Below are 15,300 nucleotides of genomic sequence, written 5' to 3' on the forward strand. Positions count from 1 at the left end.
TAAAAAACAAATTGCTGAAAATTATTTTTTAGCCCTGCATGAAAATTTAGAACGGCAGTACAAACCCTGCGAATGTGAATCGTGCAGAACCTTAAATTTGGCTAATGATCCGGTTCCTAAAAAGAAATTTAAAAACGTTTTAAATGTTGCTGAAAAGGCATTTAAAAAATTATTTGAAAGAAAAAGTTATAATCCGAAAGATTTAGCCGAAGTACAGGAATATAAAGACCTTATAAATGTCTCAGGTGATTTATTCAGTGACGCAATTTCTTATGAAGTTCCGGATAAAATGAAAGAGTATTTACAAAAAGACGCTTTAGTTTTTTCAGGTCTAAGAACACATGCTCAATTAGCTGAAGCCCGCAGTTTATTAACCGATGAAAAGGGAAATGTAAAGCCATACAATGAATTTGAACGGGACATTTTAAAGCTTAATGAAAAATATAATACGCATTATCTCGAAGCTGAATACCAATTCGCAGTAAGCTCTTCACAAAGTGCCGCCAATTGGGCAGACTTGCAGGATAACACCGAAAGATATTGGTTACAGTACCGAACGGCAGGAGATGAAAGGGTAAGAGCTAGCCACGCTCAGTTAAATAATACGACCTTACCGAAAGATGATCCTTTTTGGTTTTCATATTACCCACCCAACGGTTGGCGATGCAGATGTATAGCCGTCGAAGTTCTTGCCGTTGACTATAAATTATCTGACAGTAAAAAAGCAATTGCTTCAGGTGAAAAAGCAACAACACACATTAACAGTGATGATAAAAATACGCTGGAAATGTTCAGATTTAATCCAGGAATTGAAAAGAAAATATTCCCGCCAAATAATGCCTATACTAAAGTGATCGGATCAGACAAAGTAAAAGATATTGTCAGTAAAAAAGAAACAATTATCCCTGAAGGATTATTAGAATTGGAGAAAAAATTTGACTATGAATTACCAAGAGAATTACTGTCACATTTAGAACAGAATAATTTTAAAATCACAAACAATAATAGAGAAGGGGCTTATTATACCAATTATGGTGTGAAAAAAATTAATATTCCTGACGCATATCTAAGCGGAAGACAGGGCGAATATGCTAAAAGAAATACTTTAGTACATGAAATGGGACATGTGATTGATTATCAAAAGGATTTAGCTTCGAAACCCGAAGTTAAAGCCTTAATGGATAAATACCGTGAAAAATATGCTGCAGAAAAAAATAAGATGTATAGGTATCTCGATAATGTTACGAAAGCTACTACTAAAGGAGCTCTGAAAGACAGAAAAATTGATTGGGCAGATCAATCTTCTGATATGGCTGATATTTTAAAAGCTTTTAATGTTAAATACGGACGAGGACACTCAACAGAATATTATAAGGCAGCTTTAAAACCCGAGCGGGAATTTTTAGCCCACTGTTTTCAAGTAAAATATAACGGAACCGGAAATAAATTTATAAAGCGTGTTGATCCTGAATTACATGACGATATGATTAACCTTTTAGATCAAATACTAAAATGATAAATATAAACCCAATTTTAGAAATTATTGATTCTTACGAAAAAGATGACGCAGAATATTCCAACGATTTACTGGCTATGGTTACATTACTCCCTTTTGATGATTTGCCCGATTTTGAAATATTACTTAAAAAAGCACAGGAAGAAAATAAAAAACTTCTCATTGATGAAAATGAATTAAAAGATAAACTTTGGGACAGTCTATTAATTGAAAATATTAAAATTAAACAATGAATCCAAACGAGTTTTTAAAAAAGGTAATGACCGATACCAAAGTTAAACTCAGTGAAGAGTTTGACAGAAATTTCGAACGCAAAGCTTTTTTTGACAAGAAATGGGCAACTACAAAATTGAGAAACAACAGGGGTTCTCTTATGGTGCGTTCGGGGATGCTACGCCGATCAATAAGAAGTCCTAAAATGTTAACGAATTCAATTAATTGGAGCAGCTCACAGCCACAGGCAAGAATACTTAATGAGGGCGGATATGTTGTCGTAACTGAAAAAATGAAACGTTTTTTTTGGGCAATGTACTACAAAGCTTCAGGAGGATTAACCAAGATAAAAAGCGGTGAACTTTCTTCTAATAAAAGAAATCAAAAATTATTAGGTGAAGCCGCGCAGTGGAAAGCTTTGGCACTTCAAAAAGTTGGCACTAGAATGAAGATTGAACAGAGACAATTTTTAGGGCATCATCCGCAGGTTGACAGGTTCGTTAAAGAAATTGTAGACAGAAATTTCAGAGAGCTAAACAATGATTTTACACATAATTTTTTACTTTATAGATAATGGAAACACTTTTAACAAATATTCAGAATAAAATAGCAGAAATAACAGGTATAAAATATGTTGATGAAGACTGGGGGCAGTTGGATTATTATTCGCCTAATGTACCGGTTCAATTTCCCTGCTGTCTTATAGATTTAAATGACGGAGATTTCTCAAATATTGGGCAGGATTTAACAAAAAACCCAAGAAACAGACAGAACGGGAAATTAACAGTCAGGCTTACTTTAGCAAATGTAAAGCTTACCAATACAAGTTTTAAAGCCCCGCAGAGCCAAAAGGATAAAGCCTGGGTAATTATTGGATTAATGGAAGAAATTCACGCGAAAATACATGGTTTTTCTCCGGATGTAAATTGCAGTAAAATGCTTCGGGTGGGGCTTGGTAAAACTAAAAGAGATGATGGAATACAGGAGTATGTTATTTATTATACTTTTGAAGCAGGGAATGTTTAGTCGAAAAGAGAAGGTAAAGTAATTTTTTGCAATTCTTCATCGATTGCTGTATTGAAAATTTTATACAACGTATCGCGGCTGATTCCGAACTTCGGGTAAATGATATCACGGTGTATAGCAGAAATATTGGATTGTGGAGTATAATGCTTATTAAATTCCTCCATCACTATACTATAACGATGTAGAAGATTTTTTTTTCTGCCAATACTCTGTTTTGTCACTGCCATATTGGCAAAAGTAAAATAAAAAAAAATATCAAACAAGCTGACGTTTAATATAAAAAAAGGGGTAAACCCGTCGGCTCACCCCTGATTAACTTCAAAATATTTAAAAACATTAAACACCACCATGAATTAATGTCTCTTTATACTACAAAAGTAAAAATTTAATTTTTAATAAAATTACGGTTTACCGTTTGTCTGTTCTTTTTTCTCTTTGTACTAATCCTTGTGTTTCAAGTTTTTCAATAGCTGCATTTCTTTTCTTACTAAATTCTAAAAAATCAGGGTGTCGGCTTTCCATAAAATCTGTACCTAACATAATTCCAAACTCTAAAATTTCACTGAATTTTAATTCTTTACTTCCATCTTTTGGCGTTAATATAAGAGTCGAATTATATTCATTTTTCGGCTCAATTTTAACGTCATAAATAATTGAGATGCCAGCTCCCAATGTACTTTCTTTGAATGATAATCTTATTGCATCAATAATGTCATTTCCTAACAGTGCTTTATATTCCATACTTAAAATTTGTTTTTTTATTAAATTAATGAAGGTTTGTTTTTTATTCTAAATTCTTTTTCGGCTACTTTATACCATATATTCTGTTCCGATGGCTGCTCTCTATCTTTTAACGCACACTTTACAATCGATACTTCATTTGTTTTTCCGTTCGGAAAACTCTCATCCTGCCAACTGTAATTCCACCTTACTATATTATAGCCTTTTTCTTTTAGAGCCTCCAAAACTTCGTTTTCTGAATATTCAAATCCGTTTATTTTCATACTCTCTTTATTAAAATTTGGTTTATGAATAAACCTGGTTCCAAAAATTCTAATTTCATTCATTTTATTTGCTTTCATGGTTCAAATTTACTGTGTCAAAACCTGTCTTTATTACGGTTATCCACAGATTTATCTTTTTTTATTCCGGTATTGCCTGTTTGCAGGATTAGGATGATTTTGGATAAACCAATTTTGTTGAAGTTCCTTCGATTTTGCTCTTAAATTTAAAAGAGCTGCACTTTCAATCAACCTTTTAATAGAAGTTTCGGCAAAACCTGCATTCTTATAGATATCTTTAAGCGTATTATTTAAGGTTTCAACAGAAACTCCTGTATGCCTTATTCTTTCTAACACTTCTTTATATTCGTCAGATTCAAATATTTGTTGAAGATTTTTATTTTTATACCTTCCGGCTTTTATTATTATTTCATTCATTTTTAAATCGTTTTTAAATGTTATTTAAATTTTTTCAGCCTCCCAATATCTACCATTCAGGTAAGAACTTGGATAAGGCATTGCGGTTTTGTCTATCTGTTTTTGACGCCTTAATTTTGGTATATAAAGAATCGCTTCAATTTTTTGGGCGTCTGTCAAACTTTCCCATGCTCTACGCGTCATCGGGATCTTTCCTTTTTTATAATCGTAAGTTTTCCAAAAAAACTCAAAACTCAAATCTTTCGGGATTTCCAAATATTCAAAATCTAAATCTTTGCGATCCATGAACTGTAAACATTCAACTTCGGTCTTTGGAACTCTTGGAGATCGGAAAATCCAGTTCACCTGTTCAACCGCCCATTTTTCACCCTCCAAACTCAGATAATTAAGAACTCCTAAGCCGTCGAATCTCATGTAAAATTTTTTGTCCGATTGTTTGTGTAGTGCAACATATTCAGTCATTATAAGAGTTGTTTATGGAGTTCATTTTTCATTTGTAAAATCGCGTTCGCCTCGTAAGAGCCAAAATCATCCGGAAAATAAATTTCAAATCCTGTTAAATATGCCAATAAAGCTTCAGCTTTGTGATATGATAATTTTAAAACGAAAGATTTATCTTTTTCCCTTCTGTCGATCCCCTTCCTTAAAAGATCAGTTCTAAGTTCTTTACAGATAGAAACTACCCATCTTAAATTTTTAGCCTGACTTTGGAGGTCTAAAGCATCAAGAGCCTGCATACTGTTGTTTAATACCAGTAATTTGCTGTTATCAAGGGTTAGATGCTTTTTCATCTTTCAACTTTTTATAAGTTCTGCTCACCGTGTTCTGACCGACGCCATACATATCGGCAATAGCCTGATAAGTTAACTTTTCTTCATCCCGCAATCTCACAACATTAGCCGTCATTTCTGATTTGTCTTTTCCGCGTTGTGGCAATTTCGCTGTATTCGATTTTTGCCTTTTTTCCTTTTCTTTTTTTGATCGGCTTTTGCTTACCTGATCTTCATGAAACTTATAGGCGTTTTCATCTCGCTTTACCACTCTGAAAGTCCACGTTTTTAATTTTTTATCATATTCGCGAACATGCATGACTGTATTTTTATTGGCTTCTTTGAAACTCTGTACAAAGTCTGCCATTCTTTTTTGTTCTTGACTAAGCATGATTATTGATTTAAAGATCTTTCACAATATTTAAAATCAGTCCAATGGATTATTTTTCCGGAATACCAATAATTTCCAGTTTTAGAACCGTTTTCATTAATTTTCAATAAGAAATACTCGGAAAATTCATCATAAGAATCAAAACCGTCGTTAATTGCTAGCTTTTCTTTAGCATCAAACCACAAGTAAAAATCATCGTCTCCGATATAAGAACCTACATTAGCAATAGTAATTTCAAGATCGTTACCTTTTTTTGTCATAAAGACATCTTGCGTAGATATCACGGGAATGCGTGGCGCAAAACGAAAATTATCTGCATTTTCAAGAATAAAATCGATCAAAATCCCTGCGTGCCATACATCGTTTTTATCTTCTCTGATAGTATGAAGTTTACCCTTATAATCTTCTTTCAGTGGTCTTTTTAGCTGGTCAAAAGACTTTCCAAATTTAGATTTGTAACCGTGGAAATATTCTAACAAAGACCAGTAATTTATTTCTCCGCTCAAGCCTAAACCCAACCAAATTTTATCAATAAAACAAGTTGGCTTTCCGTTTAACTGTTCTGTAAATAATAAGTTCATAATTTAATCTTCTATGATTGCTTGCATTTTCAATATTTCATCCATTTTTCGCCTTAATTCAGCTTTCGATTTGAAGCCGTTAAGAAAAACCCTCCATTCGGTATTATCTTTCGTTTTACACTTAATTTTAAGATTAATATTATCAGCTCTGATAATCATAAAACCTGCTTTTAATAGTTTTAAAACGTCTCTTGAGTGTAGTGACATAATTAATCTTCTTTTTCAAAATAAACCTTGTAAAATTTCCCGTTTTCGTCCTGATCCTGTTGAATCTTACTTTTATCACCGTGGATGTAGATATGAAAGTTTGTGTCTAGCTTGATAATGCTTTTAAAGTGCTTTTGCTGCTTTTTAACTGCTGAGTCATTGATCGGGAATTCTTCAGCCACATTGATCTGCATATCCTGTTCATAATCGGTTTTAAATTCGTGAAAGCTTTTAATTAAAATCCCATCACCTAAAACCTCCTGAGTAAATTCGTCGAGTTTGAACTCTTCTTTTTCCTTAAAAAAAGCGATGGATTTATTTAAAAAGTCAGCCTGATCGGTTTTTGTTACTTCAAATTCTGCCGGAAGCTGTTTTTTGATGTAATCTTTAAAGATGTGCAAAGATTCCTGTGTGTGAAAATATTCATCGGTTCGCTGTTTTACTTTTAAAAAGTCCTCAAACCAATAATACATGTCACCGTTTTTATTGTTATCAACCACTTGCAGAACATATCCGGACTCTTTGTCCTTGTTGAAAATTAAAGCAGCTTTGTCGATTTTCGCCAAACTGATTCCTTTATCAACTTCAATCGGATCATGCTCGTTTGGAAATATTTTTAAAAACGGCTCTCTTTTCTCGGTTTTAAAAATTCCTATTTTATCGATATCGTTTTCGCTATCAGCTTTAAAAAGAACGACAAACAATTCCCCGCCCTGAACTCTCGGGTTTTCGGCTGCATCATATAAAAGCCTTCCGATATTCATGGAATTATCAATAAAAGTCTTATTGTTTTCGAAAATTGCAGAAACTACCCTAAATGCAATATTATTGCTTAAATATGACTCACTGTAAAAGTGAAATGTTTCTTCTGATTTAAACGAACCTAAAAAGTAATTCTGTAGTATTTCAGAAGTATTTTCGTCTAAATGTAATTCTTCGTCGGAAAATCCTACTCCTTCGCCTAGAATCTTGTTTCCTATTTTGTGTACTATTATTTTCATTGTTGTTATTTTAATTGTTAATCTTCATTTGCTTCATCCTCTTCTAAGGCAGTCAGTTGATCACTTATATTAAGTTCAACCTCGGTCATTACTTCCTTAAAAGTTTGATTATCTAAATCCTTTGTTTTTTCTGTAAGGAAATCGGTTATCTCTTCGATTATTTGATCCGCGTATGTCATATTATTTTTTAAATTTTTGGATTGTTTCACAAATAAGTCCTACGATAATGATGAAAGTAAGACACATGATAAATGTTGATAAATCTGTCATTTTAGTTATAATGAGTTTGTTCGAAATAGTGACCTTCTACGAGTCTTTTTGAGTATTCCAAATCCTTCTGAGCCTTCAAAAAAGCATTGTAAATACTGTCTAATCGTGACGGAGGTATTTTATTAAAATCATCCACTTTTGCAGCTCTACAGGCGTGAGCCTTTACATATTCGATACTTACCTGTTTATTCATTTTTTTATACACTCCAAAAATTGAAGCTAAAACACGTTTTCTTTTTTTATCCAGTGTATTTTGGCTGTTTTCTGTAATTGTATCACATAAAGCCTGAATTTCGAAAGGTGTGAGTTCTTTTGCCGATGAAGTGCGACCACCTGTGTATAGATTGATTACATCAGCTCTTTGTTCCAATAAACCTTCTTTAGAAAGAAGTGTCATTAATTTTTTTAGTGTTGCCATATCTGTAATTTTTGTTAGTTAGATTTTATCGGAGGAATTGAACCTCCGATAAAAGTGTTTTAGGTTAATATTCTTGAATGTTATATTTTCGCTTAATATACCTGCGAATCCATCTTCTTGACTTTCCTAAAGTTTCATAATGGGATACGGTTTTCCTTACTTCAATCATTAATTCTTTAGATACTGGAACTTTTAGTGATTTTAACTTTTCAAAATCTTCTTTTGATACAAATTTTCCAGAAGTTGGATAAGAGCTCATGCGGATATTATTAATCATTAATTTTGGGTTTACCAAATCTTGTATATTCCAAGAACCAGTTAAGACATTTAAATCGTTTGTTTGCATTGTTATTTTAATTTTTAATTTCTTTCCAAAAAATGAACATTGCCATTGCTACACCTAAAAGAAAACCGCCTATAAAGCAAAAGGAATAGGCTATAAATAGTTTTTCCATGACTGTTAATCTTTAGGTAATAAAAATTTCAAATCGATATCTTTCGGCAAGTCCACGGCAGTCATGGTAAGTGGTAAACTTTGCTCAACTCCGGTATTGTCTTTATAATAAGCTTCAATAAACCATTTTGACAATTTCGGTTTGTATTCTTCCTGAATAATTTCGACACCTTTTTGAAATTCGGTATCAGGGAAATCACGGTCAGCAATCTGTTTAAGTTCCAACACTTTTTTACTGTCCAGATCTCCTTTGCCGTTACGCTGCAAAAGTCTCATTACAGCACCGAGCAAACGTTTTGAATTATCGTCTTTACCGAGACTCTCTAAAAATTTATGAACCATCGCAATACCGTAAGAAGCGTTTTCGCCATATCCATCGGTGATGCGATATCCTAATTTGATAGATTCTTCTCCGACGGTGATGGTGTGGCTCTGCTGATTGTTTTTCACTCCCATCGTTTCAATCTTCATTTTTAAATACGCTTCAAAGTCTGTAAAAACCTTTGCTTTTGCTTTTTGCAAGTTTTCGGAAGCTTCCCGAAGAATCTCCATCGAGCCCGGAAGGGTTTCGGCTGCGATATCTTCCAAGGCTTTCAAATCTTTGATACGCTTTTGTTTTCTGTTCTGTTCGATCTCTTTAGCTTGTTTTGCCAGTTCCTGAATTTGTTCAGGAGACAGATCGTTGATGTTTATTGTTTGTGACATTATTATAGTTTAAATGGATTATATGATGAAAATCTTCCTGATACTAATGGCTTTTCAAAAATTGGCGGAAACGCAAAAGGATGAACATTAATAGGTCTAACGTGTGCCTTTCTGATACTTGGAATTTTAGAAATTTCTAAAACTAAATTATCTTTCGATGTTTTGATTGTAATATTATATTTCTTTGTAGGAAAAGCCTTTAAAATTCTTTCTAAATCAGGGTCATCCAAATGTTTTTTTAAGATATCTACCCTTATTCTGTTTTCACTTTCAATTTTAATCCCGACGGATAAACCTATTTCGTGAAATTTCCTAATTATTTTACCTGTTTTCATAGCGTATTTTCTTTTATAATTAATTCTTTTAATTGGATTTCGGTTTCTTCTAATTTTTCGGCGATTTCTTTCCATTTACTGCTGAAGGTTAAATATCAACTCTTCCAGTTCTGTTTCTGTTGGTGGGAAAAATTGTGTGTTCATATTTCTTTTTGTATTCTGTTATAAACAATTTCATATTCTTCCAGTATTTGGCTTAATTCAATATTATCAGCTCTCATTTGCCACAGTTTTTCTTTAGGAACACTCTTAATCAAGGAATGAGTAATTCTAGTTGTAGTTTCATAATCTTTAGCGACTTCTAATAATTTTCGCATTTTTTCTATTACTTCTGATTCTGTCATTTTGTATATTTTAATTGTATTAAGTCTTTTTTGTATTCAAAGTAAATTTTGAGGTAATTTTCATCTGTGAACCAGTGATCAGAATCCGGATCGTAGAAATAGAGAATACGATCCTGTCCGTATTTTGTTTGCGGTGATTCCCAATTCATTTTTTTTATCCATTCTATGGCTGTCAAAACCTTTTTCGATGTTATCACGTCACCCTCTTTGTAATGATGGATTTGCGAGCGTTCATACCAGCTTAAAAAATCGATAAGGCTGTCAAGCTGCAATAATTTTTTTTTAATTTCTTTTTCCATTATTACCCCGTTTTAGACCAATATTTCTGTGCGCCCTCTTCCCAAATCGTAAGACCTTCAGCATAAAACTTTCCGATGTATCGACCTTTTGAAAACGCCTTAAATCCTTCTACCCAAATTTTTAAATCTGCATCGAATTGAACTCTGACTGCGGTTTGTCCGATCGGCTTATTACCAAACATCTGAGAATTCCAAATAAAAAGTTTATCGGGAAACTCTTTTTTTAAGCTCAAATACTGCTCGAACGTCATTCCCGTGTATTGCCAACTGTCTGTAATGATAAATCGAGGAGATTTGCGTTTTTTAAGCCTTATTCTTAATTCTTCATACTTTTCCTTAATGAGTTGGATTTTGCGTCCGCAATCCGCTACATTGTGCCTTTTCCAAGCTTCCTGCATTGTTCTTGACATTCCCTCTTCCAAAGAATTAAAAAGAACGTTTCCGAACGGCGATAGTGCTTTTGCTAATTCCAACATAAAAGAAGTTTTTCCGTTTCCCGAATTCCCGCTAATGAACCAAGAACCTGAAGCCTCCGGCGCATCGAAATTGTCAAACCATTCGCCATCCCATGTAATCAGATCATATTTTTTTGATAAAAGGTCTGTTGATGATATGGCTTTTCTCATGCTGTCATTTTTGGTTTGTTAAGAATCGTTCTCACTAAGTTTTCCGTAAGCGGTTCGCCCATCCTGTCAGCTTCTCTCATTGCCGGAAGTAATGCGTCGTGCAATTCTCCGTAATTCTCGCATTCGTCTTGTAAAAATCTTCTGAGGTCTTTATCTGCGATGCTTGTCAGGAATTCTTTAAATCGGGTGTCGATTGGTCTCAGTTCACGGATTCCGTATTTTACTCTTCTGTAGAACTGAGGCATTCCCGGTGCATTTTTATTTTTTAGTCTTTCAATTTTTGTTAAAAGTTGGTTTGTACCGATCATTATAAGCGCACATTTGCCGTACAGATTGTCATGAAGTTCCTTTATATTGCAAAGAGTAGCCTGTTTTAAGTACTCCGACTCATCCCAAACGATCATCGGTTCCCTTCCGTCGAATTTCAGTTTTGTAATTTCCTGAGTGATCGAACGAAGTTTTTTCGAAGGCGTTCCCGCTAGAGGAATTCTCATTGAACGCCCCAATTTGTCCAATAAATCGGTAATGGTATCCAATGAGCCGACCGTAATTTTAAAAACATCCTTTGGATTCTGTTTGATGAAAATATCCGTACAGTATGTCTTTCCTGATCCGGTTTCACCGATAATAATATTTGTATAGCCGTGTTTTTTGGCGTCGGTTAAATAAGTAATCATTTGTGTAAATTGTGGAGTCTGTCGAGGTGTCCACGCCAATCTGTTTTCGGGATCGAAATCGATCACATCGCAGATCATTCTGAAGTATTTATCATCAATTTCAACATCATTTCCACTTACTTTGATGAAATACGTCTTTTTCCGCATGTACGAAATGTAACTCGATGGTATATTCGATTTTGCTGAAAAATCATTAGCTGAATAGTCGTTATCGATTAGCCATTGATTAAGGGCGTCGATTATATTGTTTTTGGTAGTGTTATTCATTTTCTAAAAATTTTGAAAAGTCCATTTTGTTGTTTAAATATTCCATTTGCTGATCTTCCCAGCTCCGTTGTTCCTGCCGTTCGATTTTCTTGTTTTGTTTTTCAAGAAGTTTCTTTCCGGTGTCGAGTCGTTTCGCGTTTCGCTGGTCTTTGTGCTGTCCGCGACTGTCTACGATTAGCATTTTTGCGAGAGTATTGTCGAGTTCCGGATTTTGGATAAACATTTGACTTACTTTTTTACTGTCTTCCGCCTGTGTATCCAGTACAAGTGTTTTTAAGTCTTTATTGAAGTTTTTAACTTTCGTTCTTTCTTCGGAATCACCTTCTTTAAGGTCATACAACGCCATTGGCTGTACATATTTATTGGTAAGCATAAAACTGATATTCTGTTTTTCATCATAGGCTAAAACCTGTTGAAGGTTATCAGAATCATACTTAATAGTCCAATCTACATGAGAATTCATTCTAAAGTTGGGATCGAAGCTCTCAAACTCCATTTTTCGACCGTTAATCGCTATATGCAAACCGTTGTGACTTACTTTGTTGGTATCTCCGGTAGTTTCGCCAAAGCACATTAAATATTCATGCTGTGACATTAATTTTCTAGCATCCTGTGGCATTTCGTTATAAGCTTTCAGGAATTGTTCCTGTAGTCTTTCACGCTCCATTTCAATCATTCTTATAAGCTGCATTTTACAGCCAACCTCGTCAGGAAAAGAATGTTTAATTTTATTCAGATATTCATCATTAGGCTGAATTTTCGCTTTTACTCCCTGTCCGCTCCAATTCGGTGCGAGCTGACAATAAGTTTTATTAAAGTGCTTAAACCACGGTTCAATTACCTTTGATTTTGCGTTTCCAACTTTCGCAGGGGTAAAGTGATCCGACATCATTGTATAAATAGGCGTCATTTCCTTTTTTGCGTAATTATCAGACTGGATTTGCAAAACTTTGTGTTTTGATCCGAAAAGCTCTTCAGTATGTCTCACTGCATTTCGTAAAGCTGCTTTGATAAGCTCTGCATTTTCCTGAGTTCCTATCGCGTATCCTATCGGGTATTTAATAGAAGGATCAAGAACCACAACCATAGTCAATCTATTATGATAAGTGGTGATTGACTGTCCTTTAAGGTTTACAGAAGTCTTTTGGTATAATAATTCTGCATCCCAACCGTCAACCGTCCAAAAAAGAAGTGGTGAAGACGGAGCCGATCTTTTAACATGCATTGCTATTTTATTATCAAAGCCTTTTTCGCCTTTAGTTCCTGCAAATACCAGTAAATTCCATTTTTTACGATAATTGCCGATTGTGGAGGCTGACAGTGCAGGGAACTGCTGAAATTTTGCAACCGAATTATAAACATTTGCTATCTGCTCGTTATCAAAACTTCTGTGATCTCTTAATAGAGTTCTTAATAATGCTTCCTGTTGAGTGTCTTTCACTTTGGACGCTTTATTATTCCCGAAATTATCGGAGATTAAAGATGAGTAACCGTCTTTTTTGAACTCTTCAAGCTTTTCCTTTAGTCTTCTTGCAGATTTTGGCAGAGTATGTCCGATTTGGTCTTTTACTTCCGCAACCGCTGACGCTGCATCATTCCAAATATCCGTTAAACCTCTTTTTCCGTTTCTCGATCTCACAAATGATAAAGTTTCCTTTACAAAAAGCTCTACAGCCTGAAGCATCTGAGCGTTTTTCACATATTCGTCCTGCTTTTCCGGATCTAATGTTCTGTATTGATCCAGTAAGTGACATGCAAAAAAATCAACCGCTTCGTAATCGTCCTTATAGTGGTTTAATACTAAATTTTGAGTATTTTTCTTCGGTGGAACGCCTAATTTTTTAACGATCTGAATTCTAAATCTTTCAGGGATGCTGTCGAATTCTACCAGTGCGTGATTATCTAAACCCTTTCCCATTCTTACACGATTCATTTTACCAGTACGACATTGTTTATCATAATTTGGTTTTGACATAATGCATAAATCTTCGTATAAAGCTTTTGCGGGTATGGTTAAAGTATTTTGATAGAATTGATACATATTTAAACAGTGTTTAAATTGACTTGAAAGATTTATTCACTATAAATTTTCCAAATAGAATCCATTCATGAACTATTACTTTATCAGCAAATAATATGTTAACTGATCTTCGATATTTGATGACCCTCTGTACTATTTTTTTTATTGGTTTCATGTTATTTAGTGTTTAAAATTTTTAATTGAGTTTGTATCGCATTTTTAGCAGCATTATCTAAAGAATTATATTCTTTTTTAATGATATCAGGCATTTCACCAGCTCTGTCTCCTCGTAAACACATTCTAATGTAGGTAAGACTATAACTGTACTTCTGTTTCAAAACATTAAGGATCTCCTCATTGTAATTTGTTCGTTTTTTTGTAGGTTTGTCCATTATTTAATTTGTTTCGTATTTGATACAAATATAAACAAAGTTTTTATTAACGCAAATAAAATATAAACTAAAATTATATTTTATATTAAAATCAAATATAAATGACTAGGATTCAAAGAGTTAAAAAAGTTATAAAATGGCTTATTTTTTCAGATTTTGGAGAAAATGAAACTGAAATCGCTAAATTATTAGGCTATACAAAGTCCTCTTTTTCTCAGATTTTAAATGAAAAAGTACCTCTGTCTGAAAGATTTGTTGATAAGCTTTGTGATTTAGACAAAGATATAAACAAAGTTTGGATAATGCATGAAGAGGGAGTAATGTTGAATAATTCGACAGACTACAAAGTAGGACAAGAGTTTTATAATACTAAGGTTATTGATTCTGTAATTGATAATAACACAGTTCCGCTTTACGATCTTGAAGCTACCGCAGGAGTTGCTGAAGTATTTGCAAATAATCCACAAAGCATCCCAATAGATCATATTACAATTCCAAACCTTCCAAAGTGCGATGGTGCATTATTTATTAGAGGTGATTCGATGTACCCTTTGTTAAAAAGTGGCGATATTGTAGCATATAAAATCATAAATGATGTACACAATATTATTTGGGGGGAAATGTATTTAATTCAGGTAATACATAATAATGACGAATATTTCTTTTGTAAATTTTTAAAAAAATCTTTGAAGCAAGGTTATGTTGAATTTATTTCACAAAATCAACATCATCAAAATGTCGAGTTCCCAATTGAGAGCATAAAAGCCTTAGCACTTGTAAAAGCCAGTATTAGATATAATACAATCTTCTAAATATCAATAGAACACTCAGATTTTAATCAATATAGATTTTAATTACTGATTATCAACTTATTACAGTTATAAATATTTGAAAAATAGGGTACTAAAAACTACTTTTTAAGTACATTTGTTATTCTTTTTGTATGAAACAATATATTATTAACGCTATTTAAATGCTGTTTATGGTATGCCTAAAGGTATGCCTAATGGTATGTTTTAGTATTTTTTATATAAAAATTGATGGTTTATATTTTTACTGATTATTTATTCAAAATCAATATCAAATAACATTCTCTATTAAAAAAAATACCATTTAATAACCCTATTTAAAGCATTATAGCCCAAATAGATTATTAAATGGTAGGAAGTATCTTTAAAGTGTATTTAAAACCGGTTTAAATGGTAATAAAATGGTAATAAAAAGTAGTTTATGACGATCAGTTTCATTCAAACATTACCTCAAAAAAAGGCAATTTTTATCGTATTTTAGGGCTTTTTAGGGCTTTTTTGGTATCCTTTTCTTTTAGACAATTAGTTTTAAGCCCCATA

At 33.4% G+C, this 15,300-nt stretch carries 26 protein-coding genes; 5 read left to right on the forward strand and 21 right to left on the reverse strand.

Features of this window, described 5'->3' with window-relative positions:
• Positions 1-97: 97 nt before the first annotated feature.
• The 4 genes from ABD745_RS08185 to ABD745_RS08200 are packed head-to-tail and all read left to right on the forward strand — an operon-like array spanning position 98 to position 2,755.
• Positions 98-1,516 carry a phage minor head protein gene (locus ABD745_RS08185; protein ID WP_344827913.1) on the forward strand — a complete coding sequence of 473 codons (1,419 nt, stop codon included), beginning with the start codon at positions 98-100 and terminating at the stop codon, positions 1,514-1,516.
• Entirely contained in the window at positions 1,513-1,749 is a 237-nt protein-coding gene (locus ABD745_RS08190; RefSeq protein ID WP_344827916.1) for a hypothetical protein, read from the forward strand. The genes ABD745_RS08185 and ABD745_RS08190 overlap by 4 nt, the downstream gene beginning before the upstream one ends.
• Entirely contained in the window at positions 1,746-2,303 is a 558-nt protein-coding gene (locus ABD745_RS08195; protein ID WP_344827919.1) for a hypothetical protein, read from the forward strand. The genes ABD745_RS08190 and ABD745_RS08195 overlap by 4 nt, the downstream gene beginning before the upstream one ends.
• Positions 2,303-2,755, forward strand: coding sequence for a hypothetical protein (locus ABD745_RS08200; protein ID WP_344827922.1), 453 nt, complete (start codon positions 2,303-2,305; stop codon positions 2,753-2,755). Before ABD745_RS08195 ends, ABD745_RS08200 begins: the two co-directional genes overlap by 1 nt.
• Here ABD745_RS08200 and ABD745_RS08205 read toward each other — a convergent pair.
• The 21 genes from ABD745_RS08205 to ABD745_RS08305 all read right to left on the reverse strand — a co-directional run bounded on the left by ABD745_RS08205 (position 2,752) and on the right by ABD745_RS08305 (position 13,951).
• Positions 2,752-2,919: a hypothetical protein gene (locus ABD745_RS08205; RefSeq protein ID WP_344827925.1), complete on the reverse strand. Its 168-nt coding sequence runs from the start codon at positions 2,917-2,919 to the stop codon at positions 2,752-2,754. The genes ABD745_RS08200 and ABD745_RS08205 overlap by 4 nt on opposite strands.
• Positions 2,920-3,163: 244 nt before the next feature.
• Positions 3,164-3,496, reverse strand: coding sequence for a hypothetical protein (locus tag ABD745_RS08210; protein WP_344827928.1), 333 nt, complete (start codon positions 3,494-3,496; stop codon positions 3,164-3,166).
• Positions 3,497-3,516: 20 nt separating this feature from the next.
• Positions 3,517-3,837, reverse strand: a complete 321-nt coding sequence (locus ABD745_RS08215; protein WP_344827931.1) for a hypothetical protein — start codon at positions 3,835-3,837, stop codon at positions 3,517-3,519.
• A 51-nt stretch (positions 3,838-3,888) separates the two neighbouring features.
• The gene (locus tag ABD745_RS08220) at positions 3,889-4,194 is read right to left on the reverse strand and encodes a hypothetical protein (RefSeq protein ID WP_344827934.1); all 306 of its coding nucleotides are present in this window, start codon (positions 4,192-4,194) and stop codon (positions 3,889-3,891) included.
• Positions 4,195-4,218: 24 nt separating this feature from the next.
• Positions 4,219-4,608 carry a hypothetical protein gene (locus tag ABD745_RS08225; protein ID WP_344827937.1) on the reverse strand — a complete coding sequence of 130 codons (390 nt, stop codon included), beginning with the start codon at positions 4,606-4,608 and terminating at the stop codon, positions 4,219-4,221.
• A gap of 47 nt (positions 4,609-4,655) precedes the next feature.
• The gene (locus ABD745_RS08230; protein ID WP_344827940.1) at positions 4,656-4,985 is read right to left on the reverse strand and encodes a hypothetical protein; all 330 of its coding nucleotides are present in this window, start codon (positions 4,983-4,985) and stop codon (positions 4,656-4,658) included.
• Positions 4,963-5,355, reverse strand: coding sequence for a sigma factor-like helix-turn-helix DNA-binding protein (locus tag ABD745_RS08235; protein ID WP_344827942.1), 393 nt, complete (start codon positions 5,353-5,355; stop codon positions 4,963-4,965). The genes ABD745_RS08230 and ABD745_RS08235 overlap by 23 nt, the downstream gene beginning before the upstream one ends.
• Positions 5,356-5,357: 2 nt before the next feature.
• Entirely contained in the window at positions 5,358-5,936 is a 579-nt protein-coding gene (locus ABD745_RS08240) for a hypothetical protein (protein ID WP_344827945.1), read from the reverse strand.
• A 3-nt stretch (positions 5,937-5,939) separates the two neighbouring features.
• Positions 5,940-6,143 (reverse strand): hypothetical protein, encoded by a 204-nt coding sequence (locus ABD745_RS08245; RefSeq protein ID WP_344827947.1) that lies wholly within the window; start codon positions 6,141-6,143, stop codon positions 5,940-5,942.
• A 2-nt stretch (positions 6,144-6,145) separates the two neighbouring features.
• Positions 6,146-7,144, reverse strand: a complete 999-nt coding sequence (locus ABD745_RS08250; protein WP_344827950.1) for a nucleoid-associated protein — start codon at positions 7,142-7,144, stop codon at positions 6,146-6,148.
• Between the two features lie 17 nt (positions 7,145-7,161).
• The gene (locus ABD745_RS08255) at positions 7,162-7,323 is read right to left on the reverse strand and encodes a hypothetical protein (protein ID WP_344827952.1); all 162 of its coding nucleotides are present in this window, start codon (positions 7,321-7,323) and stop codon (positions 7,162-7,164) included.
• A 92-nt stretch (positions 7,324-7,415) separates the two neighbouring features.
• Complete coding sequence (locus ABD745_RS08260; protein WP_344827955.1) at positions 7,416-7,832, reverse strand: hypothetical protein; 417 nt, start codon at positions 7,830-7,832, stop codon at positions 7,416-7,418.
• Between the two features lie 64 nt (positions 7,833-7,896).
• On the reverse strand, positions 7,897-8,178 hold the full coding sequence (locus ABD745_RS08265; protein WP_344827957.1) for a hypothetical protein: 282 nt from the start codon (positions 8,176-8,178) through the stop codon (positions 7,897-7,899).
• Between the two features lie 114 nt (positions 8,179-8,292).
• Positions 8,293-8,991, reverse strand: coding sequence for a DUF3164 family protein (locus tag ABD745_RS08270; RefSeq protein WP_344827960.1), 699 nt, complete (start codon positions 8,989-8,991; stop codon positions 8,293-8,295).
• 2 nt (positions 8,992-8,993) lie between these two features.
• Complete coding sequence (locus ABD745_RS08275; RefSeq protein WP_344827962.1) at positions 8,994-9,326, reverse strand: hypothetical protein; 333 nt, start codon at positions 9,324-9,326, stop codon at positions 8,994-8,996.
• Between the two features lie 140 nt (positions 9,327-9,466).
• On the reverse strand, positions 9,467-9,670 hold the full coding sequence (locus tag ABD745_RS08280; protein ID WP_344827965.1) for a hypothetical protein: 204 nt from the start codon (positions 9,668-9,670) through the stop codon (positions 9,467-9,469).
• The gene (locus ABD745_RS08285; RefSeq protein WP_344827968.1) at positions 9,667-9,969 is read right to left on the reverse strand and encodes a hypothetical protein; all 303 of its coding nucleotides are present in this window, start codon (positions 9,967-9,969) and stop codon (positions 9,667-9,669) included. Before ABD745_RS08285 ends, ABD745_RS08280 begins: the two co-directional genes overlap by 4 nt.
• Before the next feature lie 2 nt (positions 9,970-9,971).
• Complete coding sequence (locus ABD745_RS08290) at positions 9,972-10,595, reverse strand: hypothetical protein (protein WP_344827970.1); 624 nt, start codon at positions 10,593-10,595, stop codon at positions 9,972-9,974.
• The gene (locus tag ABD745_RS08295; RefSeq protein ID WP_344827972.1) at positions 10,592-11,539 is read right to left on the reverse strand and encodes an AAA family ATPase; all 948 of its coding nucleotides are present in this window, start codon (positions 11,537-11,539) and stop codon (positions 10,592-10,594) included. The genes ABD745_RS08290 and ABD745_RS08295 overlap by 4 nt, the downstream gene beginning before the upstream one ends.
• A complete protein-coding gene (locus ABD745_RS08300) occupies positions 11,532-13,514 on the reverse strand; it encodes a hypothetical protein (protein WP_344827975.1) in 1,983 nt (660 codons plus the stop codon). The genes ABD745_RS08295 and ABD745_RS08300 overlap by 8 nt, the downstream gene beginning before the upstream one ends.
• A 221-nt stretch (positions 13,515-13,735) precedes the next feature.
• Positions 13,736-13,951 (reverse strand): hypothetical protein, encoded by a 216-nt coding sequence (locus tag ABD745_RS08305; protein WP_344827977.1) that lies wholly within the window; start codon positions 13,949-13,951, stop codon positions 13,736-13,738.
• 101 nt (positions 13,952-14,052) lie between these two features.
• Here ABD745_RS08305 and ABD745_RS08310 point away from each other — a divergent pair, with 101 nt between their 5' ends.
• Positions 14,053-14,763 carry a S24 family peptidase gene (locus ABD745_RS08310; RefSeq protein ID WP_344827980.1) on the forward strand — a complete coding sequence of 237 codons (711 nt, stop codon included), beginning with the start codon at positions 14,053-14,055 and terminating at the stop codon, positions 14,761-14,763.
• Positions 14,764-15,300: the final 537 nt, after the last annotated feature.

Origin of the sequence: Chryseobacterium ginsenosidimutans (assembly GCF_039536845.1) — a bacterium.
Taxonomy (GTDB): domain Bacteria; phylum Bacteroidota; class Bacteroidia; order Flavobacteriales; family Weeksellaceae; genus Chryseobacterium; species Chryseobacterium ginsenosidimutans_B.

What these genes read in the sequence shown, in the direction of transcription:
- ABD745_RS08190 (WP_344827916.1), top strand. Translation starts at nt 1,513, where the DNA reads ATGATAAATATAAACCCAATTTTAGAAATTATTGATTCTTACGAAAAA.
- ABD745_RS08195 (WP_344827919.1), top strand. Translation starts at nt 1,746, where the DNA reads ATGAATCCAAACGAGTTTTTAAAAAAGGTAATGACCGATACCAAAGTT.
- ABD745_RS08200 (WP_344827922.1), top strand. Translation starts at nt 2,303, where the DNA reads ATGGAAACACTTTTAACAAATATTCAGAATAAAATAGCAGAAATAACA.
- ABD745_RS08205 (WP_344827925.1), bottom strand. Translation starts at nt 2,919, where the DNA reads ATGGAGGAATTTAATAAGCATTATACTCCACAATCCAATATTTCTGCT.
- ABD745_RS08210 (WP_344827928.1), bottom strand. Translation starts at nt 3,496, where the DNA reads ATGGAATATAAAGCACTGTTAGGAAATGACATTATTGATGCAATAAGA.
- ABD745_RS08215 (WP_344827931.1), bottom strand. Translation starts at nt 3,837, where the DNA reads ATGAAAGCAAATAAAATGAATGAAATTAGAATTTTTGGAACCAGGTTT.
- ABD745_RS08220 (WP_344827934.1), bottom strand. Translation starts at nt 4,194, where the DNA reads ATGAATGAAATAATAATAAAAGCCGGAAGGTATAAAAATAAAAATCTT.
- ABD745_RS08225 (WP_344827937.1), bottom strand. Translation starts at nt 4,608, where the DNA reads ATGAGATTCGACGGCTTAGGAGTTCTTAATTATCTGAGTTTGGAGGGT.
- ABD745_RS08230 (WP_344827940.1), bottom strand. Translation starts at nt 4,985, where the DNA reads ATGAAAAAGCATCTAACCCTTGATAACAGCAAATTACTGGTATTAAAC.
- ABD745_RS08235 (WP_344827942.1), bottom strand. Translation starts at nt 5,355, where the DNA reads ATGCTTAGTCAAGAACAAAAAAGAATGGCAGACTTTGTACAGAGTTTC.
- ABD745_RS08240 (WP_344827945.1), bottom strand. Translation starts at nt 5,936, where the DNA reads ATGAACTTATTATTTACAGAACAGTTAAACGGAAAGCCAACTTGTTTT.
- ABD745_RS08245 (WP_344827947.1), bottom strand. Translation starts at nt 6,143, where the DNA reads ATGTCACTACACTCAAGAGACGTTTTAAAACTATTAAAAGCAGGTTTT.
- ABD745_RS08250 (WP_344827950.1), bottom strand. Translation starts at nt 7,144, where the DNA reads ATGAAAATAATAGTACACAAAATAGGAAACAAGATTCTAGGCGAAGGA.
- ABD745_RS08255 (WP_344827952.1), bottom strand. Translation starts at nt 7,323, where the DNA reads ATGACATACGCGGATCAAATAATCGAAGAGATAACCGATTTCCTTACA.
- ABD745_RS08260 (WP_344827955.1), bottom strand. Translation starts at nt 7,832, where the DNA reads ATGGCAACACTAAAAAAATTAATGACACTTCTTTCTAAAGAAGGTTTA.
- ABD745_RS08265 (WP_344827957.1), bottom strand. Translation starts at nt 8,178, where the DNA reads ATGCAAACAAACGATTTAAATGTCTTAACTGGTTCTTGGAATATACAA.
- ABD745_RS08270 (WP_344827960.1), bottom strand. Translation starts at nt 8,991, where the DNA reads ATGTCACAAACAATAAACATCAACGATCTGTCTCCTGAACAAATTCAG.
- ABD745_RS08275 (WP_344827962.1), bottom strand. Translation starts at nt 9,326, where the DNA reads ATGAAAACAGGTAAAATAATTAGGAAATTTCACGAAATAGGTTTATCC.
- ABD745_RS08280 (WP_344827965.1), bottom strand. Translation starts at nt 9,670, where the DNA reads ATGACAGAATCAGAAGTAATAGAAAAAATGCGAAAATTATTAGAAGTC.
- ABD745_RS08285 (WP_344827968.1), bottom strand. Translation starts at nt 9,969, where the DNA reads ATGGAAAAAGAAATTAAAAAAAAATTATTGCAGCTTGACAGCCTTATC.
- ABD745_RS08290 (WP_344827970.1), bottom strand. Translation starts at nt 10,595, where the DNA reads ATGAGAAAAGCCATATCATCAACAGACCTTTTATCAAAAAAATATGAT.
- ABD745_RS08295 (WP_344827972.1), bottom strand. Translation starts at nt 11,539, where the DNA reads ATGAATAACACTACCAAAAACAATATAATCGACGCCCTTAATCAATGG.
- ABD745_RS08300 (WP_344827975.1), bottom strand. Translation starts at nt 13,514, where the DNA reads ATGTCAAAACCAAATTATGATAAACAATGTCGTACTGGTAAAATGAAT.
- ABD745_RS08305 (WP_344827977.1), bottom strand. Translation starts at nt 13,951, where the DNA reads ATGGACAAACCTACAAAAAAACGAACAAATTACAATGAGGAGATCCTT.
- ABD745_RS08310 (WP_344827980.1), top strand. Translation starts at nt 14,053, where the DNA reads ATGACTAGGATTCAAAGAGTTAAAAAAGTTATAAAATGGCTTATTTTT.